The sequence below is a fragment of the Streptomyces sp. NPDC001868 genome, from assembly GCF_040297125.1.
In the GTDB taxonomy this organism is placed as follows: Bacteria; Actinomycetota; Actinomycetes; order Streptomycetales; family Streptomycetaceae; genus Streptomyces.
The window spans coordinates 178,256-198,763 of record NZ_JBEOYO010000012.1 but is presented as its reverse complement, the minus strand read 5'-3'; the positions used below and the strand labels follow the sequence as shown (position 1 = coordinate 198,763).

Sequence of the window (20,508 nt, the reverse complement as noted above, 5' to 3'; positions counted from 1 at the left end):
CCACCCGTGCCGCCCCAACGCCACCCGTGCCGCCCCAACGCCACCCGTGCCGCCCCAACGCCACCCGTGCCGCCCCAACGCCACCCGTGCCGCCCCAACGCCACCCGTGCCGCCCCAGCGGCACGACAGCCCGCAGTCGGATGTGACCGGGACGGACGGGTGGGTGGCCGCAGCCGATATCGGTCGTCCTCGCTCAGAGCGCGATCGGGTGGGACGTCCTGCCCGATGCCTCGTCTATCTCGTCGTGGGCCTTGGTCAGGAGCCGCATGGCGAGTTCGTTCAGGGCCCTGGCCCCGGCTATCTCCTCGCCGACGCGGGGCTGATTGGAGTCGGTGCGGTGGCGGCTGGCGTAGCCGTTGGCGCGTATCTCCTTCCCATCGGGGAGCCGTACGAGGGCCGCCGCCCGCGTGCGCTGGTCGTCCTCCTGGAACTCCAGCTCGATATGCCATCCGACCGTGGTTCTCATCATGACGGTCACCTCCGGAATCGCTCTCTCCAGAGTGCTCCTCGACGCCGCCGCACGCACGGCCTACCCGGCACGCACCCCGCCCCTGGCCTACCCGGCCCGCAGCATCAGCCCGATCCCCACCACCAGCAGCCCCGCGGCCACGATGCGTGGCGCCCCGAACCGCTCCTTGAAGAACACCGCCCCGATCGCCGCGCCACGATGATCGAGCTGCCCTGGGAGCCTGCGATCGCCCAGCGCACGGCTGAGGGTGATCAGCCCCGACATGCGCCAGAGACGGCCTCGACCTTGGTGGAGGCGCAGAGCCCGTCTGTGCGGGCGCCGTAGGGTCTGCTGTTAATGGCGACATCGCGGGGGAGCCGACGTTGTTGCGCGAAGGCGTTGTATCGATCGAGCCCCGCTGGGTCCGGCGTCAGTTGACTTAAGTGCTCCGTGGCTGAGCCCCGCGGCTGCCCCGGAGCGAGCCCCTACCACGCGCCTGGATCCCGCCAAAGATCGATGCACACGTACGGTTACTACACGGCCATAAAGGGTGCACGTCGCCCGTTCAGCCCACACGATAGGTATGTCAAGCACGTACGTCCCAGAGGGGCGGTTATGAGCAGCCTGTACCCGTCGCCACCGCCAGATGTTCCGCTCGGATCGCCGATGCCGCCCGCGCCCAGGCGCCTTCCTCTCCTGCTCGCTGGGCTCGCGGGTGTCGTCATCGGAGGTGGTGCCGTGGGTGCGGTGTGGGGCCTCAGCGAAGGCCGGGAAACTGTCAGCAGTCCGAAGAGCGCGAGCAGCACCGAGACGCTGGCTGCCGAGACCGAGCCCAGCACTTTCACTCTCACTGGCACCTTCGAACTCTCCGAGGGCGCAGTCGGAGACAGCCTGGGCGGGTGCGAGGGCAGTGGTGGCTACGACGACATCACCGAAGGCGCGGCAGTCACCGTGTACGACGCAGCTGGCACCGTTGTTGCCACCGGCCAGCTCGGAGACTCGACACTCAGCTCTGGAACATGCACGTTCGACGTGGCTGTCGAGGACGTCCCCAGAGGCGAGGATTTCTACAAGGTGGAGATCTCTCACCGGGGGACAGTGCAGTTGTCGGGTGATGAGGCCGAGGCCGGCCAGTTCGGCGCCTCGTTGGGATGACCACGCCGACTCCGGCTGACTCCATCATCTTGACGATCGTTGCCGGGGCGGTGAGCGACTGAAACGACTGGCGGGACTTCGCGTGTATGGCGAGCCGGAAGGCCAGTTCAGCTAAGAGTTATTGCTGCGTCAGCAAGGCTTGACCGACGACTCTCGCAGGGCGGCGATCAGATACGGCCACGCGCCGGCCTCCGGGAACGGCACGAACGGCAGCGCCGCGAACCCGATCAGCGCGCCGCCGCCGGCGATCAGTGTGAAGCCGACCAGCTTGTCCGTGATCCGGTGGGCGATGGCGTTCCAGCCGGCGCGGGTGACCGCGGCGAGCAGGACCGCCGCGGCGACGGCCGGCGTTACGTGTTCGGTTCGCGGACGTCCACGATCGTGGCGCCCGCGTGGGCGATCAGCGACTTGGGGTCCATGGGGAAGACGGTGTACGGGGTGCCGGCCGCCGCCCACACCGTGGCGTGGTCGAGGAGCGAGCGGTCGGCGAGGACGCGGGTCCTCGTGCGGTGCCCGAAGGGCGGGACGCCGCCGATCGCGTACCCGGTCGTCTCCCGTACGACGTCGGCGCGCGCCCGGGTGACCTTCGTGGCGCCGAGTTCACGCCGGACCAGTTCGACGTCCACCCTCGACGCGCCGTCCATCAGCACCAGTACCGGGACGCCGTCCGCCGCGAAGATCAACGACTTGCAGATCTCGCTCAACTCGCAGCCGAGGGCGGCGGCCGCCTCCGCCGCGGTCCTGGTGGCCTCCGGGAATCTGCGGATCCGGGGGTGCAGTTCGGTGAGGCCCAGGGTGGTGAGTGCCTCGGCGAAGCGGGGGTGGGCTTCTGAGGGGGTGGTGGTGTGCTGTGCGTCGTTGGTCATGTCCGGCACGGTAGTGGTGCGTGTAGCGGCCATGCGACGGGGTTGTCGGGGTTGTGGGGCGGGTGCGGGTCCGGTGGGGCTTCTCGCGCAGTTCCCCGCGCCCCTGAAAGATTCAGGCCCCTGCGGGCCTGAAATGACCACGACCCCGCGGGCCTGAAAGGTGACGTGGCTGCGGGGCTGGAAGGTTACGGGGCTGCGGGGTTGGAAGGTGACGGGGCTGCGCGGCTGAAAAGCACGGGGCGCAGCCCCTGCTTTTCAGGGGCGCGGGGAACTGCGCGACCAGCCCCCACTCACCCGCACCCGACGGACGACCCCATCCAGCCACAGAGACGGCACTGGACCGACTGATCCGTTTCGCTGACGATCGGGGGATGACAGAGACCCCACCCAGCCACAGAGACGGCACCCGCGCCTTCCTGATCCTGCACGGCTGGCAGAACCACCGCCCGGCCACCCACTGGCAGCACTGGCTGGCCGACCGCCTCACCGACCTGGGCCACGAGGTGGCGTACCCGCAGCTACCGGAGGCGGACGACCCGGACCTGGAGCGCTGGCTGGCGGAACTGGACGCGCTGCTGGGGGAGTTGGCGGGCCGGCGGATCACGGTGGTCTGTCACAGCCTGGCCTGTCTGCTGTGGCTGCACGCGGTCGCCCGGGACGACATCCTCTCCGGCCCCGTCGACCGCGTCCTGCTCGTCGCCCCGCCCGCCCCCGAAGTCGCCCTGGAACACCCGGAGATCGCCGAGTTCGCCCCGCCGGAGCTGAGCCCCGCACGGCTGGCCGCGACCGCCGCGTACACCCGGGTCATCGGCGGCGACAACGACCCGTACTGCCCCGGGGGCGCGGCCACCACGTACGCCGAACCGCTGGGCCTGCCCGCCGACGTGCTGCCGGGCCAGGCCCACCTGGACCTGGACGCGGGCTACGGTTCCTGGCCGTCGCTGTTCGACTGGTGTCTGGCCGCGTCGCCGGAGTCGTACGAGAAGGCCCCGGTCCACGGCCGTACGTGATGCCGGACGCGGCCGGCCGAGGCGCCGAACGTGATGCCGGACGCCCGGCCGGCCGAGGCGGCGTGGCGGCGGCCCCGCGCCCGCCGCTCAGCCGCCGCTGCCCGCCTTGAGCAGCGTCGCCACGATCGGGCCCGCCGACTCGCTGCCGTGGCCGCCCTGTTGGACGACTCCGGCGGAGGCCAGGTCGCCCTTCCAAGCGGTGAACCAGCCGTTGGGCTGCTTCTGGCCGTCGACCTCGGCGGAGCCCGTCTTGGCGCCGTAGTCCGGGCCGAGGCCCGACATCGCCTCGGCCGCCGTACCGGCCGCGGCCGTGTACTGGAGGAGTTCGCGGAGCTGGGAGCGGACCGTTTCGGACATGGGCCTGGAAGCCGTCGCGAGGGTGCGGTTGTCGACGGACGGCGGGACCAGGTACGGCTGCTTGAAAACGCCCGTCTTGGCCGTCGCCACCACCGACGCCATGTTCAGCGGGTTCATCCGCACCCCGCCCTGGCCGATCAGCGAGGCCGCCATCGGGGCGTCGCTCTGCACCGGCACCGCGCCGTCGAAGCTGGACACGCCGATCGCCCAGTTGTTGAGGCCGAGCCCGAAGACCTGCTGGGCCTCGTGGGTCAGGGAGTCGTCGTCCAGTTCCTTCGCCTGGGAGATGAAGGCGGTGTTGCAGGAGCGGGCGAAACTCGCCTTGAACGTGCCGCCCTTGATCTCGAACTTGTCGTCGTTCTGGAACTTCCAGCCGCCGTACGACGAGAACTTGGGGCACGGGTGGACCTTGTCCGCCGAGGCCAGGCCCTTGTCGATGAGCAGCGCCGACGACACGATCTTCATCGTGGAGCCGGGGGCCAGGGAGCCCTGGAACGCCACGTTGAAGCTGCTGGAGTTGGCCGCGGCCAGGATCTCGCCGGTCGAGGGGCGCATCACGACCACCGACGCCCGCTTCGTGGCCGCCACCTTCTCCTCGGCGGCGGCCTGCAACGACGGGCTGAGCGTCGTCCTCAACTCCCCGGGCGTGCCCTCGCTCAGCTCCAGCAGGGTCTTGTCGGCGGCCTTCTCCTTGGTGGACTTGGTGGAGTTCTCGGACGTGCCGGACTCCTTGGCGTCCTTGCCGGACTCCTCGGCGGGGTCCGCCCGGACGATCCGCAGCTCGACGCCGGCCTTGCCGCCCGCCTTCTTGCCGTACTTCTCCCGCAGGCCGTCCAGTACCGAGCCCAGCGACGGGTACTTCTTGGTCGTCAGCTCGCCGCCGTCCCGGTCGAGGGCCTTCACCGGGGGTGTGCCGGCCTCGCCGGTCACCAGCCGGTCGCCCTCGGCGAGGTCGGGGTGGACGACGGACGGCTGCCACGCGACGACGGGTTCGCCGTCCTTCTGCGCCCGTACGACCGTGAGGGCGGACCTGTACGTCAGCGGCTTCTCCGTGCCCTTGTAGGAGACGGTGCCCTTCACCGTGAACGGCACCTTGTCGCCGGAGCGTTTGCCGCGGGTGAGGGTGACGTCCTCGATGTGGGCGTCCTTGGTGAAGCCGGTCAGCGCGGTCTTCGCGGCCGCCGCGTCGTCCGTGGCGGCGGCGGCCTTCGTGACGGTGCCCTTCTGCCAGGCGGTGAGGAAGGCGGTCGCGGCCGTACGGACCTCGCCGGCGGACAGGGGGCCGCTCTTCACGGCCTTGGCGTCGCCCGAGCCGTCGTTGGCCGACGCGCCGGCGCCGAACACCGTGTAGACGGCGAGCGCGCCGCCGCCGAGTGCCACGACCGCCACGCCGCCCAGCGCGACGTGCCGCCGTGACCTGCCCGACGTCGCGGCCTTCCGCTCGTCGACACGCCTTCTCTTACCCACGCTCCCGACCTTCCGCTGCCCCCGGCTGCCTCTCGTCCCTCAACGAGAACCACCACACTAGAGTCCCGCGGATCACTCCGTGGGTTTTGGCCATTGTCGTCTGCGGCTCCGGTGGGGCTTCCCGCGCAGTTCCCCGCGCCCCTGAAGATCAGGCCCTGCGGGCCTGAAACAGCATGTCCCTGCGGGCTTGGAGGTAACGCGTCTGCGGGTCGGTGGGGCTTCTCGCGCAGTTCCCCGCGCCCCTAAAAGATTCAGGCCCTGCGGGCCTGAAAGCCGACGAGGCTGCGGGGCTGGAAGGTGATGGGGCTGCGGGGCTGAAAGCCGACGAGGCTGCGGGGCTGGAAGGTGATGGGGCTGCGGGGCTGAAAGCCGACGAGGCTGCGGGGCTGGAAGGTGATGGCGCTGCGGAGCTGGAAGGTGAGGGGGCAGGGCTGAAAAGCACGGGGCGCAGCCCCGGCTTTTCAGGGGCGCGGGGAACTGCGCGGGCAACCACACACCACCCGCACCCGGCAACGCACCCGCACCCGCACCCCTACGGCGCCCCCCGAAACCTCACCCACCCGCTCCCAGCACATCCACCACGATCGGCCCGGCCGCCTCGCCCCCACGGCCACCACCCTCCGACATCGCCGCGGCGGCCACATCCCCCCGGAACCCGGTGAACCAACTGTCCGCCACCGCCTGCCCGTCGATCTCCGCGGACCCGGTCTTCGCCCCGATGTCCCCGCTGAGCCGGCTCATGACGGTCTGGGCCGTCCCCTGCGTCGCGGTCAGTTTCATCATCTGCTTCAACTGGGCCGACGTACCGGCCGACAGCCCCTTCGCCGTGGCCAGTTCCCGGTCGTCCAGCTTCGGCGACACGAGATACGGCTGCCGGAAGGCGCCCGTGATCGCCGTGGACGTCACCGACGCCATGTTCAGGGGGTTCATCAACACGTCGCCCTGCCCGATGGCGTTGGCGGCACGGTTCGGCCCGCCGGACGCCGGCACCTTGCCGTCCATGGAGACGATGCCCGTCTTCCAGTCGTCCCGGCCGATCCCGAACCGTTCCTGCGCCTCCTCGGTCAACGACGCGTCGGACAGCGGCTTCTCGTCGATCAGCTTGATGAAGGCCGTGTTGCAGGACCGCGTGAAGGCGTTGGCGAGCGTGGCGTTCGGGGTCTCGTCGGCCTTCATGCCCGGCAGGTTCTTGAAGGTCTGGCTCATCCAGGTGGCCGTGTCGGGGCAGGGGGCGGGGCCGTTCATGGAGGTCACGCCGTTGTCGATGAGCATCGCGGCGGTGATGATCTTCATGGTGGAGCCGGGCGGGAGTTCGCCCTGGAAGGCCGCGTTGAAGCCGTCCTGGCGGTTGTTGGCGACGGCCAGGACCTGACCGGTGCTGGGCTGCAGGGCGACAACGGACGACTCGGCGTACTTCTTGACCGCCTTCTCGGCCGCCGCCTGTCTGCCCGCGCTGATCGTCGTCTCCAACTTGCCCGCCTTGCCCTTGGCGAGGGTCAGCAGGGTGGTGTCGGCGGCCTCCGCGGCGGCGTGCTTGATGCCCAGTTCGACACCGGGTGTGCCGCCCGCGTCGGCGCCGTAGCGTTCGCGCAGGGTGTCGAGGATGGGTCCGAGGGAGGGGTACTTCTCCTTGGTCAGCACCTTGCCGTCCCGGTCCACGGCCTCGATGGGCGGCGCCGCCGCCTCGCCGGTGAACAGCGTGTCGCCGGCCTTCAGCTCGGGGTGCACGACGGACGGCTGCCAGTCGACCAGGGCCCGCCCGGTCGTCTTCCCGCGTACGACGGTCAGCCGGCTCTTGTAGGCGAGCTTCTGGCTCTTCCCCTCGTACGACACCGTCGCCGCGACCGAGAACGGGACGGTCCGGCCGCCGGTCCCGGCCGGCTCCCCCGGCTCGATCCTCACGTCGTCGATCCGCGCGGTGTCGACGAAGCTGCCGAAGACCTTCCCCGCGTCCGCCGCGTTGTTCGTGTACGACGACGCCGTGACCGCGTCGCCCTTCTCCCAGGCCGCGAAGAACTTCTCCGACGTTTCCCGCACCTCGTCCGCACTCGGCGGCCCGGTCCGTTTCTCCGTTCCCCCACCGCCCCCGTTGAGCGCGGTCACGAAGTTGTACCCGCCGTACCCCGCACCCCCCACCATCGCCGCGAACACCCCGCCGACTATGGCGACCTTGACCCCCTTGCGCATGACGCGATCCTCCCCGTTGCTCCCCGTTTGCGGCCTGCAAGGCCCGTCGTACGGCAAGCCCTGACCACGTGTTGAACACGTTCAGAAACCGCTTGCCGAGGCTCAGCGTAAACACGCGGGGGTAACGCGTGGGGAAAATGCTTCCTGTGCGTGCCCTGATTGTTAGCCCAGGCACCCCGGCGACCCGGATTCAGGCCATCACACCCAGGTATCCAGCCACATCCGCGACCGCCAGTCGTCGATCGGGATCGCTTGGCCCGTGTACAGGGGCCAGAAGTAGATGAAGTTCCAGGCGATCAGGAGGACGAGGACGCCGGCGGCTGCGGAGCCGGCTACTCGGCGGCGTTCGGGGGAGCCTGGAGGGCCGAGGATGGCGCCGATCATCATGGTGACGGCCAGGCAGAGGAAGGGGAGGAAGACCACGGCGTAGAAGAAGAAGATCGTGCGTTCCTGGTAGAAGAACCAGGGGAGGTAGCCGGCGGCGATGCCGCAGGCGATCGCGCCGGCGCGCCAGTCGCGGCGGAAGAACCAGCGCCACAGGACGTAGAGGACGGCGAAGCCGGCGGCCCACCACAGGAGGGGGGTGCCGATGGCCAGGACCTCGCGGGCGCACTTGTCGGCGGTGTCGGTGGCGCAGCCCTCCTTGCCGGGGGACGGGGACTCGTAGAAGTACGAGACCGGGCGGCCGACGACGATCCAGCTCCACGGGTTCGACTGGTACGTGTGCGGGGACGACAGGCCGATGTGGAACTCGTAGACCGCGTGCTCGTAGTGCCACAGGCTGCGCAGCCAGTCCGGGAGCCAGGCGAACCAGCCGCCCTTGCCCTCGGTCGCGGCCCAGTTGCGGTAGTAGCCGCCGGTGCCGTCGTCCGGGGAGAGGATCCACCCCGTCCAGGTGACCAGATACGTGACGATCATGACCGGGACCGTGGACAGGAACGCCAGGCCCAGGTCGCGCTGGAGCGTCGCGACGAGCGGCTGCCGGGCGCCGGCGACCTTGCGGGCCGCGTAGTCCCAGAGCACCGTCATGATGCCGAAGAACACCATGAAGTACAGGGCGTTCCACTTGGTGCCCAGGGCCAGGCCCAGACAGAGGCCGGCCAGCCAGCGGTACGGGCGCCAGCCCAGGCGGGTCGTCTCGGCGATCAGGGCGTTGGGGCGTACGACCCCGTCGCCGTCCGGGGGCAGCGCGGCGGCCAGGCGTGCCCGTGCCCGGTCGCGGTCGATGACCAGACAGCAGAAGGCCGCCAGGACGAAGAACATCAGCACCTGGTCCAGCAGCGCCGTGCGGCTCATCACGAAGTGCAGGCCGTCCACCGCCATCAGCGCGCCCGCCAGACAGCCGAGGAACGTCGAGCGGAAGATCCGGCGGCCGATCCGGCAGAGCATCAGTACGGAGAGCGTGCCGAGCACGGCCGTCATGAAACGCCAGCCGAACGGGTCGAACCCGAACATCAGCTCGCCCAGCCCGATCACGTACTTGCCGACCGGAGGGTGGACGACGTAGGCCGGGTCCGTCGGGATGGGGACGTTGCCGTTGTTCTGGAGGATCAGCTCGTTGGCGTTCTTGGCCCAGTTGACCTCGTAGCCGCGGTGGACGATCGCCCACGCGTCCTTGGCGTAGTACGTCTCGTCGAATATCACCGCCTTGGGGCTGCCCAGGTTGTAGAACCGCATCAGCCCCGCGACCAGCGTCACCAGCAGCGGACCGCCCCACGCCGACCAGCGGACCAGCCGCGCACCCGCCTCCTCGCGCAGCCCGAGCACGGCCCAGACGCGGGGGCTCGGCCGGGTGTACGGGGGCACCAACCGGGTGCGGACGTCGCCTCTCGGCGGCGCCGCGTAGCCGAATCGGCGCAGGCGGTGCTGCCACGACGGCCGCGGGTCTTCGGTGGCCTGGTCCTGCCGGGTGTCCGTGGAGGACGCGGTACTGGTCACCGCGCCATCGTAGGGAACAGCGCTGTGGGAGTCCCGTGGATGGGGATGTGGGGCGCCTAATGGCTCGGGGGTGCGTGCGGGTGTGGCGGGTGCGGGTGCGTGGGGCTTCTCGCGCAGTTCCCCGCGCCCCTGAAAGATTCAGGCCCCTGCGGGCCTGAGAAGCCGGGGCTGTGCCCCTGGGAGGATGGGGGTGTGACTGGAATCCTTGTGTTGGCAGGTACCCCTATCGGTGATGTGTCGGACGCGCCGCCCCGGCTCGCCCAGGAGTTGGCCGGTGCCGATGTGGTCGCCGCCGAGGACACCCGGCGGCTCCGGCGGCTCACCCAGGCGCTGGGTGTGCAGCCGGGCGGGCGGATCGTCTCCTACTTCGAGGGCAACGAGGCCGCGCGTACGCCGGAGCTCGTGGAGGCGCTGGTGGGCGGGGCGCGGGTGTTGTTGGTCACGGACGCGGGGATGCCGTCCGTCTCCGACCCCGGGTACCGGCTCGTCGCCGCGGCCGTGGAGAAGGACATCCGGGTGACGGCCGTGCCCGGCCCCTCCGCCGTCCTCACCGCCCTCGCGCTGTCCGGGCTGCCCGTCGACCGGTTCTGCTTCGAGGGGTTCCTGCCGCGCAAGGCCGGGGAGCGGCTGGGGCGGCTGCGCGAGGTCGCGGAGGAGCGGCGCACGCTCGTGTACTTCGAGGCGCCCCACCGCCTGGACGCGACGCTCGCCGCGATGGCCGAGGCCTTCGGCGCGGGGCGGCGGGCCGCGGTGTGCCGTGAGCTGACCAAGACGTACGAGGAGGTCAAGCGGGGGCCTCTCGGGGAGTTGGCCGAGTGGGCGGCCTCCGGGGTACGGGGGGAGATCACCGTGGTGGTCGAGGGGGCGCCGGAGAAGGGGGCCGAGGACCTGGACGCGGGGGAGTTGGTGCGGCGGGTTCGGGTGCGGGAGGAGGCGGGAGAGGGGCGTAAGGAGGCGATCGCGGCGGTGGCGGTGGAGGCCGGGGTGCCTAAGCGGGAGGTATTCGACGCGGTGGTGGCGGCGAAGAGGGCTGCGCCGTAGGGGGTGGGGTCGTGGGGTGCGTCGGCGGGTGCGGGTGGGTTGTGGCTGGCCGCGCAGTTCCCCGCGCCCCTGAAAAGCAGGGGCTGCGCCCCGTGCTTTTCAGGCCCGTTCAGCCCGTCGCCTTTCAGGCCCGCAGGGGCCTGGTCTTTCAGGGGCGCGGGGAACTGCGCGAGAAGCCCCACCGGAGCCGCACCCGCCAACGCACCCGACGACGCACCCACAACCCCTCACCGCCCCACAGCCCATGCCCATGCCCAGGTAAAGCCGCGCAAAGCACGACTCTCGTATCGACGGCCTTCCCACAAGGGAAGGCCAAATGCGCTTCAACAGTCGGCAGGTGGCGTGCGCGAGGGGTCCGCTCGGGCGTCCACTGGGTGGTGAGGGCGTACAGGTCCTCACCGTCCAGCGGACCAGAGGAGCTGGCAATGACCGAGATCGCAGAGCGCGCAGTGCTGCGCGACACCGCCACCGCCGTCGTCAACGAGTCGTACGCGTTCGCGTGCATGCGCTGCGGGCACGGCTGGGAGCAGTCGTTCGAGATCGAGCACCACAACGACGCCCAGGGACGCGACTTCGTGATGTACGTGGCCGACGGCAAGGTCGTGCCGTCACCGCTGTCCCGGCCCACGTGCCAGAACTGCGACGGTCATGTCGTACGGATCATGCGGGCGGGCCAGGTGTCGTCGGTACAGGACGCCGAGCGCCGACGGCACGTGCCGAAGCCCCGCCCGGTGGCGGACCCGGAGACCCAGGCGACGGACGCGGCGGACCCGGCGGAGCCCAGGGAGCACCACCACTGGCACCTGTCCGACCTGCTGCACCCGTTCCACCGCAAGGCGAGCTGATCCTCCCCCAGTGAGCCTGGAGGCCATGCCCCGATCCCGCGATTCGTAGGATCGGGGCATGCCTTCGAACGCCGAGAAGAACGCCGCGCCCCCGCTCCCCGTGCCCCTCACGGTGCCGGTCGCGGATTCGCACACCCATCTGGACATGCAGTCCGGCACGGTCGAGGAGGCCCTCGCGAAGGCCGCCTCCGTGGGGGTGACGACGGTCGTCCAGGTCGGCTGCGACCTCAAGGGCTCCCGCTGGGCCGCCGAGACGGCCGAGCGGCACGCGGCGGTCCACGCGACCGTCGCGCTGCACCCCAACGAGGCGCCGCGCATCGTCCACGGCGACCCCGACGGCTGGTCCCGGCAGGGCGCGCGGACGCCCGGCGGGGACACGGCGCTCGACGACGCGCTCGCCGAGATCGACAGGCTGGCCGCGTTGCCGCAGGTCAAGGGGGTCGGGGAGACGGGACTCGACTACTTCAGGACCGGGCCGGAGGGCAAGGCCGCCCAGGAACGGTCGTTCCGCGCGCACATCGAGATCGCCAAACGGCACGGCAAGGCGCTGGTCATCCACGACCGCGACGCCCACGACGACGTGTTGCGGATCCTGAAGGAGGAGGGCGCGCCCGAGCGGACCGTCTTCCACTGCTACTCCGGCGACGCCGGGATGGCCGCCGAGTGCGCCGAGCACGGCTACTTCATGTCCTTCGCCGGGAACATGACCTTCAAGAACGCCCAGCCGCTGCGCGACGCCCTCGCCGTCGCGCCTCTCGAACTCGTCCTCGTCGAGACCGACGCGCCGTTCCTGACACCCGCGCCGTACCGCGGACGGCCCAACGCGCCGTATCTCATTCCGGTCACGGTTCGGGCGATGGCCGCGGTCAGGGGCATCGGGGAGGACGCGCTGGCGGCGGCGATCGCGGCGAACACGGCGAGGGCGTTCGATTACTGACGGGTCACGTTCCGTCGGCCATTCGGGGGACGCGAAAAGATGATCAGCGGCCCGTGTCGCGACACTGCGTGACCGCGTTGCTTTGGAGGGTGACCGGAGTCCGCTAGGTTCACGTCGCCCGACCCGGACCCGGATCCCCTCTGGAGCGTGTCGTCGTGAGCAATGCGCAGTCGCAGTCGTCGTCGTACGAGACCTACGAGAGCCATGGCCCGGACGATGGTGCGAGGTGGCAGCCGCCGTCGTACGAGGCCGAGACGTTGCCGTACGGGGTGTACGCGGACACCTACCGGCCCGCCTACGAAGAGCTGGAAGCAGAGCTGGAAGAAGAGCGGGGCGACGGGCGGGCAGTCGGGCCGGGCGGGCCGGCGGTTCCCGTGTCCGCCGCGTCGGCCGGGGGCGGCCGGGGCCGGGGTGACTCCCGGCGGGCCGTACGGCGCAGACGGGCCGCCGACCGGCCCGGTTCGCTGCGGCGGCTGGTGCCGCAGGCGCTGGTGGTGGCGTTCCTCGCGGGCGGGACCTCCGCGTTCGTGGCGAAGGACAAGGCGATCGAGCTGACCGTCGACGGACGGCCGCGCATGCTGCACACCTTCGCCGACGACGTCACCGAACTGCTCGCCGACGAAGGGGTCGCCTTCGGCGCGCACGATGTCGTCGCGCCCGCCCCCGGTACCGCGCTCAGCAGCGGTGACGAGGTCGCCGTGCACTACGGGCGGCCCGTCGCCCTCACCCTCGACGGGCAGCGGCGCAAGGTGTGGACGACCGCGCACACGGTGGACGGGGCGCTTGAGCAGCTCGGGGTGCGTGCGGAGGGCGCGTATGTGTCGACCTCGCGCTCCCAGCGGATCGGGCGGGAGGGGCTGGAGCTGGACGTCCGTACCGAGCGCACCGTCACGATCATGGCGGACGGGCGGACGCGGACGATCCGTACGAACGCGGCGACCGTGGGGGAGGCCGTGGAGCAGGCCGGGGTCACCCTGCGGGGCGAGGACACGACCTCGGTCGAGTGGGAGAGCTTCCCCCGGGACGGGCAGACGGTGACCGTGCTGCGGGTGACCGGGTCCACGGAGGTGCACGAGGTGCCGATCCCGTTCCGGGTGCGGCGCGTCGAGGATCCCTCCCTCTTCCGGGGCACGGAGGTCGTCGAGCGGGCCGGGCACGCGGGGACGCGGCGGGTCACGTACGCGCTCCGCTCGGTCAACGGGGTCCGGCAGCGGCCCCGGCTGGTGAGTACGGAGGTGGTGCGGGAGCCTCGGGATCAGGTCGTGAAGGTGGGGACCAAGGCGATGCCGACGGCTGTGGCGGGGGCGGAGGGGTTGAACTGGGGTGGTCTCGCCGCGTGTGAGTCGGGGGGCCGGCCCAACGCGGTCGATCCTTCCGGGACGTACGGGGGGTTGTACCAGTTCGATACGCAGACCTGGCAGAGCCTCGGTGGCAGTGGGCGGCCCCAGGACGCGTCCGCCGGTGAGCAGACGCTTCGGGCGAAGAAGCTGTACGTCCAGCGGGGGGCCAGTCCTTGGCCGCACTGCGGGGCTCGTCTGCGGGGGTGAAGGGGCCGGGCGCCTTGGGGGTGGGGGGTTCGGTTCGTCGGCGAGTGCGGGCCCGGTGGGGCTTCTCGCGCAGTTCCCCGCGCCCCTGAAAAGCCGGGGCTGCGCCCCATGCATTTCAGGCCCGCAGGGGCCTGAATCTTTAGGGGCGCGGGGAACTGCGCGAGCAACCACGACGCACCCGCACTCGCCGACGAACCGAACCCCCCACCCCCCCCCAAGGCGCCCGAGAACAAGACCCCCACCCCCCGCCCCGTACCCTTGGTGCCGTGAGCAGCCCCTCCCCCGACGCCCTCCTGGGCCCCGCCGACGTCCGCGAACTCGCGGCGGCGCTCGGCGTACGCCCCACCAAACAACGCGGCCAGAACTTCGTGATCGACGCGAACACGGTCCGCCGCATCGTGCGGACCGCGGACGTCCGCCCGGAGGACACGGTCGTCGAGGTGGGCCCGGGTCTCGGCTCCCTCACGCTCGCCCTGCTGGAGGTGGCGGACAGGGTCACGGCGGTCGAGATCGACGACGTACTCGCCGCCGCGCTCCCGGCGACGATCACCGCCCGTATGCCCACCCGCGCCCCCCGTTTCGCGCTCGTGCACGAGGACGCGATGCAGGTCACCGAGCTCCCCGGCCCCCCGCCCACGGCCCTCGTCGCGAACCTCCCGTACAACGTCGCCGTCCCCGTGCTGCTGCACATGCTGGAGACCTTCCCGACCATCGAGCGCACCCTCGTGATGGTCCAGGCGGAGGTCGCCGACCGGCTCGCCGCCGGGCCGGGCTCGAAGGTGTACGGCGTGCCGTCGGTGAAGGCGAACTGGTACGCGGAGGTCAAGCGAGCCGGTTCGATCGGGCGGAACGTGTTCTGGCCGGCCCCGAACGTCGACAGCGGACTCGTCTCGCTCGTCCGCCGCACCGAGCCGATCAAGACCACCGCCGCCAGGCGGGACGTGTTCGCGGTCGTCGACGCGGCCTTCGCCCAGCGCCGCAAGACGCTGCGCGCCGCCCTCGCCGGCTGGGCCGGCTCGGCCGCCGCCGCCGAGGCCGCCCTCGTCGCCGCCGGAGTCTCCCCGCAGGCCCGCGGCGAGTCCCTGACGGTCGAGGAGTTCGCCGCCATCGCCGAGCACCGCGTCACCGAGGGCACAGAGACCCCCGGTGACCAGCCCGACAGCAGGACCGACAGCAGGGCCTACACCGAGGAGTCCCGTCAGCCGTGAGCGTCACCGTTCGCGTCCCCGCCAAGGTCAATGTGCAGCTCGCGGTCGGCGGCGCCCGGCCCGACGGGTTCCACGACCTGGCCAACGTCTTCCTCGCCGTCGGGCTGTACGACGAGGTCACCGCCACCCCCGCCGACGAGCTGACCGTCACCTGCGAGGGCCCCGGCGCCGACCAGGTCCCCCTGGACCGTACGAACCTCGCCGCCCGTGCCGCGCTCGCGCTCGCGGAACGCCATGGCATCGAGGCCGCCGTCCGGCTGCACATCGTCAAGGACATCCCCGTCGCGGGCGGTATGGCCGGCGGCAGTGCGGACGCGGCCGGCGCGCTCCTGGCCTGCGACACCCTGTGGGGGACGAACGCATCGCGCGCCGAACTCCTCGACATCTGCGCCGAGTTGGGGAGCGATGTGCCGTTCAGCCTGGTCGGCGGGGCGGCTCTCGGCACGGGCCGGGGTGAGCGGCTCAAGACCCTCGACGTGGGCGGGACCTTCCACTGGGTCTTCGCGGTCGCGGACGGCGGGCTCTCCACCCCCGCCGTCTACCGCGAGTTCGACCGGCTCCACGCGCACGACACCGTCCCCGAACCCGTCGCCTCCCAGGTGCTGCTGGACGCGCTCGCCAAGGGTGACGTCGACGCCCTCGCCACCTTCCTGCCGGACTCCAACGGCCTCCAGCCCGCCGCCCTCTCGCTCTTCCCGAAGCTGGCCGACACCCTCGCCGAGGGCCACGCGGCCGGCGCGCTCGCCGCGCTCGTCTCCGGCTCGGGCCCGACCACGGCCTTCCTCGCCCGGGACGCCGACTCCGCCCGCACCGTCGCCGAGGGCCTCCTCGCGTCCGGCACCTGCAAGGCCGCACGCGTGGCCGCCTCACCCGCGCCGGGGGCGATCGTGGTCCGGGGAGCCCAAGCGTAGGTACTCAGAGATGAGTTGAGTACGGGAGCGCTGACGCCCGCCCCGGCGCCCGCGCGACCGTACTCCCATGACCGCGACAACCAGCACCGGCGCCGGCGTGAGTGCGAGCGAACTCGCCGCCGCCACCCCGGCCACCAGGGACCGCTACGTCGACCTTCTCCGCGTCGCCTCCCTCGGCACGGTCGTCCTCGGCCACTGGCTGATGGCGGCCGTGACCACCGGCGGCGACGGCGGCAGTGGTGGCGGCGTCGAGGTGGGCAACCTGCTCGCCGTCGAGCCGAGGCTCCAGATCCTCACCTGGGCGCTCCAGATCATGCCGGTGTTCTTCTTCGTCGGCGGTTTCTCGCACGCCCTCTCCTACCGCTCGCTCAGCCGCAGGCACCCGGACGGCGAATCCGTCTACCCCGCCTTCCTCCGCGCCCGACTCCAACGGCTCCTGCGGCCCACCATGGTGTTCATAGGCGTGTGGGGCGCCGCCGCCGTCCTCCTCCAACTCGCGGGCCAGGGCGGTGGACTGCTCGACGTGGCACTGCGGCTGGTCGCGCAGCCGCTGTGGTTCATCGGGATCTATCTGGCGATGGTCGCCTTCACTCCGCCGTTGCTGAAGCTGCACGAGAGGTACGGGTGGGGGGCGTTCGGCGGGCTCGTCGCGGCCGCCGCCCTCGTCGACGTGCTGCGCTTCGCGCTCGACGTGCCGTACGTCGAGTTCCTCAACTTCGCCTTCGTCTGGCTCGCGGTCCACCAGCTCGGATTCCTGCGAGCCGACGGGCGGTTGACGCGGCCGTACCTGCTCGCCGGGGCCGGGCTCGCGGGGGCCGCGCTGCTGGTGGCGTACGGGCCGTATCCGCTGTCGATGGTGGGGATGCCGGGCGAGAAGGTGTCGAACATGGCGCCGCCGACCTTCGCGCTGCTGTGCCACGGGCTGTGGCTGGCCGGCGCGGTGGAGTGGTTGCGCGGGCCGGTCGGGCGGTGGCTGGAGCGGCCGAAGGTGTGGCGGGCGGTCGTGGCGGCCAACGGCATCTCGATGACCGCGTTCCTGTGGCATCTTTCGGCCATGCTCGGGGTGTACGGCGTGCTGCTCGCCCTCGGCACGGAGCTGCCCGCGCCCGCGACGGGTGCCTGGTGGGCCCAACTGCCCCCGCGCATCGCCGCGGCGGCCGTTCTCACGGCGGTCCTCGTCGCCGCGTTCCGCGGCTTCGAACGGCCCGCTGCCCGGCCGTCCAGGGCGGGAGATCCGCGCAGGTCAGGTAGGTACTCCGGGCCCGCCGCCGCACTCGGGGTGACCCTGTGTCTCTTCGGTGTGCTCGGGCTCTCCATGGTCGGGTTCGGGGGACTGTTCGAAGGGCGCTCGGCCCTGCTGATCGCCGTCCAGGTGACCGCGCCGGTGGCGGTGGCGATGACACTCGCCGGGTGGGCGCTGGTGGAACTCATTGGTCGTGGCGAACGGTCAAGTGCCTGACCGAGGGGGACCGGTGGAGGAAATGTGCAGGTCAGGCAATGGTCTGACGTACCCCTCAGTTTGTAATCCACGCCACAGAGTTTTATTGTTCGATGAAATCCCCTCTGGTCCTCTTTAGGGTGATCTGCCCGTCGTTTTCGGGTGGCATGATCTCGATCCCCGGTCTCTCGTTACCGGCGGTACTTCCCGTGCGCGTGGTGTCGTCCGCGCGGCGGGCGAGAGGGGTTCCTTCATGGGACACATGGACCACTTCAGCGCCGGATGGGTCACCCCCGTCCTCTCCTACATCATGGCTTGCGTCGGCTCCGCACTCGGACTGCGCTGCACCGTCAGGGCACTTGAGGCCGAGGGCGCCTCGAAGCGGAACTGGCTGACGCTGGCATCGTTCGCCATCGGCTCGGGCATCTGGACCATGCACTTCGTCGCGATGATGGGCTTCGGGGTGGAGGGGACGCCCATCCGCTACGACGTCCCGATGACCGTCCTCAGCCTGGTCATGGCCATCGCCGTCGTCAGCGCCGGTGTCTTCACCGCCGGTTACGGTCGCTCGCGGATCCGCGCGGTGGCCTTCGGCGGCCTCGGCACCGGGCTCGGCGTGGCCGCGATGCACTACACCGGCATGGCCGCGCTCGATCTGCACGGCTCGATCAACTACGACCCGACCCTGGTCATCGCCTCCGTGGCGATCGCCGTCGTCGCCGCGACGGCGGCCCTGACGCTCACGCTGATCGTGCGCGGGGGCGTTCTCGCCGCGATCGCCGCGCTCGTCATGGGGCTCGCGGTCAGCAGCATGCACTACACCGCGATGTACGCCGTGAGCATCGATCTCGCGCCCAGTACGGCTCAGTTGGCCGGGGCGACGGCCACGGAGTTCCTGTTCCCGCTGGCCGTGATGCTGGGCTCGTTCCTCTTCCTGACCTCGGCGTATGTGGCTCTGTCGCCGACGGGGAAGCGGGCGGAGTCGTCCTTCGCCGATGAACTGCTGCGTGAGGTCGAGCTGTCGACCGCGTGAGCGCTCAACTCTGAGCGCCGAGATTGTCTGCGGGCCGGTGGGGGCTGGTCGCGCAGTTCCCCGCGCCCCTACGGGGCGCTCTCCTAGCGAGGTCCCCAATGAGAATCTTCCGTGCAACCACCCGGCTGCTGCGGCCCAAATCCGTGCGGGCGAAGATCGTCGCCCTGCTGATGCTGCCCATCGTGTCGTTGATGGCGTTGTGGAGCTATGCCGCCGTGACGACCGTGGCCGCCATCGGTGACACCGAGCGGGCCAAGGACGTCAACAGTGAACTCCTCGCACCGGTCGCCGAGTTCGTCACCGCGTTGCAGGCCGAGCGGACGGCCGCGATGCGGTACGCCGCCAGGCGCAGCGAAACGGGTCTCGACGACCTGAGGGCCGATCAGCAGGCCACCGACAAGTCCGTGACCGCGCTCCGGAAGGGGCTCAACTCCTCCGGCTCGGACGCGGGCCTCATCGACTCCGGACTGCCCGCCCGGCTGAGCACCCTCGAATCCGACTTCAGCGATCTCGCCGCCCTGCGCGCGGACACCACCGGGGCGGGCGCGAAGAACGCGGTGTCGACGGCGTACACCAAGTACTCCACGGTCATCGACCACGCCTTCGCCGTGACCGGCGCGCTCACCAGCGAGAAGGGCACCGACGCGACCTCCGAGGCGCGTGTCGTCCTCGAACTCTCCCGGGCCCGTGACGCCGTGGCCCGCGAGCAGGCGCTGCTGGCAGCCGCCACCGCCTCCGGGACGCTCGGCAAGGAGGAGTACGCGCGGTTCATCGGCGCCGTCGCCACCCAGCGCCAGCTGCTGAGGCCGGCCGTCGCCGACCTCAAGGCCGAGCACCGGCCCGCCTACGACGTACTGCTGGACAGCGACAGTTACGCCTCCCTCGTCAAGGTCGAGGACGGGCTCACCGACGCCGGGGCGGGGCCCGTGTCGCCGGCCGTGCTGAAGGGCTGGGACGACTCCTCGACGGCCGTGCTGGAGGGCCTGGCCGCGGCGGAGGAGGACGCGGGCACGGGTGCGGCGGCCAAGGCGGACGTCTTCGGCTGGGACACGCTCGGCGCGTCCGGCGTCGCCGTCGTCCTCGGCCTCGTCGGTGTGCTCCTGTCGCTCCTCGTCTCCGTGGGCGTCGGGCGCGGCCTCATTGTCGAACTCCTCGACCTGCGCAACTCCGCCCTCGAAGTCGCCGGACGCCGGCTGCCGCAGGCCATGCGCAAGCTGCACGCCGGGCAGGGCGTCGACATCGACGCCGAGGCCCCGATGCGGCGTCTCGCCGGTGACGAACTCGCCCAGGTGGGCACCGCGTTGACCGCCGTGCAGCGGGCCGCGCTCAAGGCGGCCTCCGAGCGCGCCGAACTCCTCAGCGGCATCTCCGGGGTGTACGTCAGCCTCGCCCGCCGCAGCCAGGTGCTGCTCCACCGCCAGCTGGACCTGCTCAGTGTGATGGAGCAGCGGCAGCAGGAACAGCGGAACCACGCCGAGCTGTACGACCTCTACCGCATCGACTACCTCGCCACCCGGATGCGGCGCCACTCCGAGTCCCTGCTCATCCTGTCCGGGATCGCCCCCGGCCGTGGCTGGCGCGACCCGATCGCGCTGTCGGACGTCCTGCGGGCCGCCGTCGCCGAGATCGAGGACGCGACCCGGGTCCAGACCTGGGCCGCGCCACGGGTGTCGCTGAACGGTGGTTCCGTCGCCGACGTCATCCATCTGCTCGCCGAACTCGTCGAGAACGCCGCCGCGTTCTCCCCGCCGTCCACCAAGGTCCAGCTGCGCGCCGCCCGGTTGCGCGACGGCGTCCTCGTCGAGGTCGAGGACAGCGGCTTCGGCATGAACGAGGAGGCGATGGCCGACGCCAACCGCAAGATCCAGTCGGAGAAGGTCGACCTCCTCGACGCCAAACAGATCGGCCTCATCGTGGTCAATCGGCTCGCCGGCCGCCAGGGTCTGCGCGTCGAGTTGCGCCAGTCGACCAACGGAGGTGTCGCCGCGGCCGTCTTCATCCCCGAGAACCTGATCCGCGACGACATGCCCGTCCACCAGGAGCCCGCCGCCGACGGACGCTCACTGGCCCCGGCCTCCGCGCTGATCCAGCGCCGGCGCCGATAGGCCGACAGGGCTAGG

The 20,508-nt window shown here is 71.1% G+C and carries 16 protein-coding genes and 2 pseudogenes; 11 read left to right on the top strand and 7 right to left on the bottom strand.

Features of this window, described 5'->3' with window-relative positions:
• Window positions 1-193: 193 nt before the first annotated feature.
• Together ABT147_RS17255 and ABT147_RS17250 are read right to left on the bottom strand one after the other, a co-directional pair.
• Window positions 194-469 carry a DUF1876 domain-containing protein gene (locus ABT147_RS17255; RefSeq protein WP_351406687.1) on the bottom strand — a complete coding sequence of 92 codons (276 nt, stop codon included), beginning with the start codon at window positions 467-469 and terminating at the stop codon, window positions 194-196.
• 87 nt (window positions 470-556) lie between these two features.
• Window positions 557-664, bottom strand: a pseudogene (locus ABT147_RS17250) (EamA family transporter); the annotation flags it as partial.
• A gap of 399 nt (window positions 665-1,063) precedes the next feature.
• On the opposite strand from ABT147_RS17250, the gene ABT147_RS17245 reads away from it, so the two are divergent.
• Window positions 1,064-1,603, top strand: a complete 540-nt coding sequence (locus tag ABT147_RS17245) for a hypothetical protein (protein WP_351406685.1) — start codon at window positions 1,064-1,066, stop codon at window positions 1,601-1,603.
• 159 nt (window positions 1,604-1,762) lie between these two features.
• Here ABT147_RS17245 and ABT147_RS17240 read toward each other — a convergent pair.
• Window positions 1,763-1,930 (bottom strand): annotated as a pseudogene (locus ABT147_RS17240) (EamA family transporter); the annotation flags it as partial.
• Between the two features lie 23 nt (window positions 1,931-1,953).
• Window positions 1,954-2,469: a YbaK/EbsC family protein gene (locus ABT147_RS17235; protein WP_351406683.1), complete on the bottom strand. Its 516-nt coding sequence runs from the start codon at window positions 2,467-2,469 to the stop codon at window positions 1,954-1,956.
• Window positions 2,470-2,840: 371 nt separating this feature from the next.
• On the opposite strand from ABT147_RS17235, the gene ABT147_RS17230 reads away from it, so the two are divergent.
• On the top strand, window positions 2,841-3,479 hold the full coding sequence (locus ABT147_RS17230) for an RBBP9/YdeN family alpha/beta hydrolase (RefSeq protein WP_351406681.1): 639 nt from the start codon (window positions 2,841-2,843) through the stop codon (window positions 3,477-3,479).
• 87 nt (window positions 3,480-3,566) lie between these two features.
• On the opposite strand, the gene ABT147_RS17225 is transcribed toward ABT147_RS17230, so the two are convergent.
• From ABT147_RS17225 to ABT147_RS17215, 3 genes are all read right to left on the bottom strand, one after another.
• Window positions 3,567-5,303 (bottom strand): penicillin-binding transpeptidase domain-containing protein, encoded by a 1,737-nt coding sequence (locus ABT147_RS17225; RefSeq protein ID WP_351406679.1) that lies wholly within the window; start codon window positions 5,301-5,303, stop codon window positions 3,567-3,569.
• 552 nt (window positions 5,304-5,855) lie between these two features.
• Window positions 5,856-7,490, bottom strand: coding sequence for a penicillin-binding transpeptidase domain-containing protein (locus tag ABT147_RS17220; protein ID WP_351406677.1), 1,635 nt, complete (start codon window positions 7,488-7,490; stop codon window positions 5,856-5,858).
• A gap of 198 nt (window positions 7,491-7,688) precedes the next feature.
• Window positions 7,689-9,428, bottom strand: coding sequence for a dolichyl-phosphate-mannose--protein mannosyltransferase (locus ABT147_RS17215; protein ID WP_351406675.1), 1,740 nt, complete (start codon window positions 9,426-9,428; stop codon window positions 7,689-7,691).
• A 192-nt stretch (window positions 9,429-9,620) separates the two neighbouring features.
• Between ABT147_RS17215 and rsmI the strand changes: the two genes are divergently transcribed.
• The 9 genes from rsmI to ABT147_RS17170 all read left to right on the top strand — a co-directional run bounded on the left by rsmI (window position 9,621) and on the right by ABT147_RS17170 (window position 20,493).
• Window positions 9,621-10,469: a 16S rRNA (cytidine(1402)-2'-O)-methyltransferase gene (rsmI, locus tag ABT147_RS17210; RefSeq protein WP_351406672.1), complete on the top strand. Its 849-nt coding sequence runs from the start codon at window positions 9,621-9,623 to the stop codon at window positions 10,467-10,469.
• A gap of 425 nt (window positions 10,470-10,894) precedes the next feature.
• Window positions 10,895-11,314 carry a hypothetical protein gene (locus ABT147_RS17205; RefSeq protein WP_351406670.1) on the top strand — a complete coding sequence of 140 codons (420 nt, stop codon included), beginning with the start codon at window positions 10,895-10,897 and terminating at the stop codon, window positions 11,312-11,314.
• A 58-nt stretch (window positions 11,315-11,372) separates the two neighbouring features.
• A complete protein-coding gene (locus ABT147_RS17200; protein WP_351406668.1) occupies window positions 11,373-12,251 on the top strand; it encodes a TatD family hydrolase in 879 nt (292 codons plus the stop codon).
• 155 nt (window positions 12,252-12,406) lie between these two features.
• On the top strand, window positions 12,407-13,798 hold the full coding sequence (locus ABT147_RS17195) for a resuscitation-promoting factor (protein ID WP_351406665.1): 1,392 nt from the start codon (window positions 12,407-12,409) through the stop codon (window positions 13,796-13,798).
• A gap of 266 nt (window positions 13,799-14,064) precedes the next feature.
• The gene (gene rsmA, locus ABT147_RS17190; protein WP_351406663.1) at window positions 14,065-15,006 is read left to right on the top strand and encodes a 16S rRNA (adenine(1518)-N(6)/adenine(1519)-N(6))-dimethyltransferase RsmA; all 942 of its coding nucleotides are present in this window, start codon (window positions 14,065-14,067) and stop codon (window positions 15,004-15,006) included.
• Window positions 15,003-15,917, top strand: a complete 915-nt coding sequence (locus ABT147_RS17185) for a 4-(cytidine 5'-diphospho)-2-C-methyl-D-erythritol kinase (protein ID WP_351406661.1) — start codon at window positions 15,003-15,005, stop codon at window positions 15,915-15,917. Before rsmA ends, ABT147_RS17185 begins: the two co-directional genes overlap by 4 nt.
• Before the next feature lie 67 nt (window positions 15,918-15,984).
• Window positions 15,985-17,376 carry an acyltransferase family protein gene (locus tag ABT147_RS17180; RefSeq protein WP_351406659.1) on the top strand — a complete coding sequence of 464 codons (1,392 nt, stop codon included), beginning with the start codon at window positions 15,985-15,987 and terminating at the stop codon, window positions 17,374-17,376.
• Window positions 17,377-17,608: 232 nt separating this feature from the next.
• Window positions 17,609-18,388 (top strand): MHYT domain-containing protein, encoded by a 780-nt coding sequence (locus ABT147_RS17175; protein ID WP_351406657.1) that lies wholly within the window; start codon window positions 17,609-17,611, stop codon window positions 18,386-18,388.
• Window positions 18,389-18,486: 98 nt separating this feature from the next.
• Entirely contained in the window at window positions 18,487-20,493 is a 2,007-nt protein-coding gene (locus tag ABT147_RS17170; RefSeq protein ID WP_351406655.1) for a sensor histidine kinase, read from the top strand.
• Window positions 20,494-20,508: the final 15 nt, after the last annotated feature.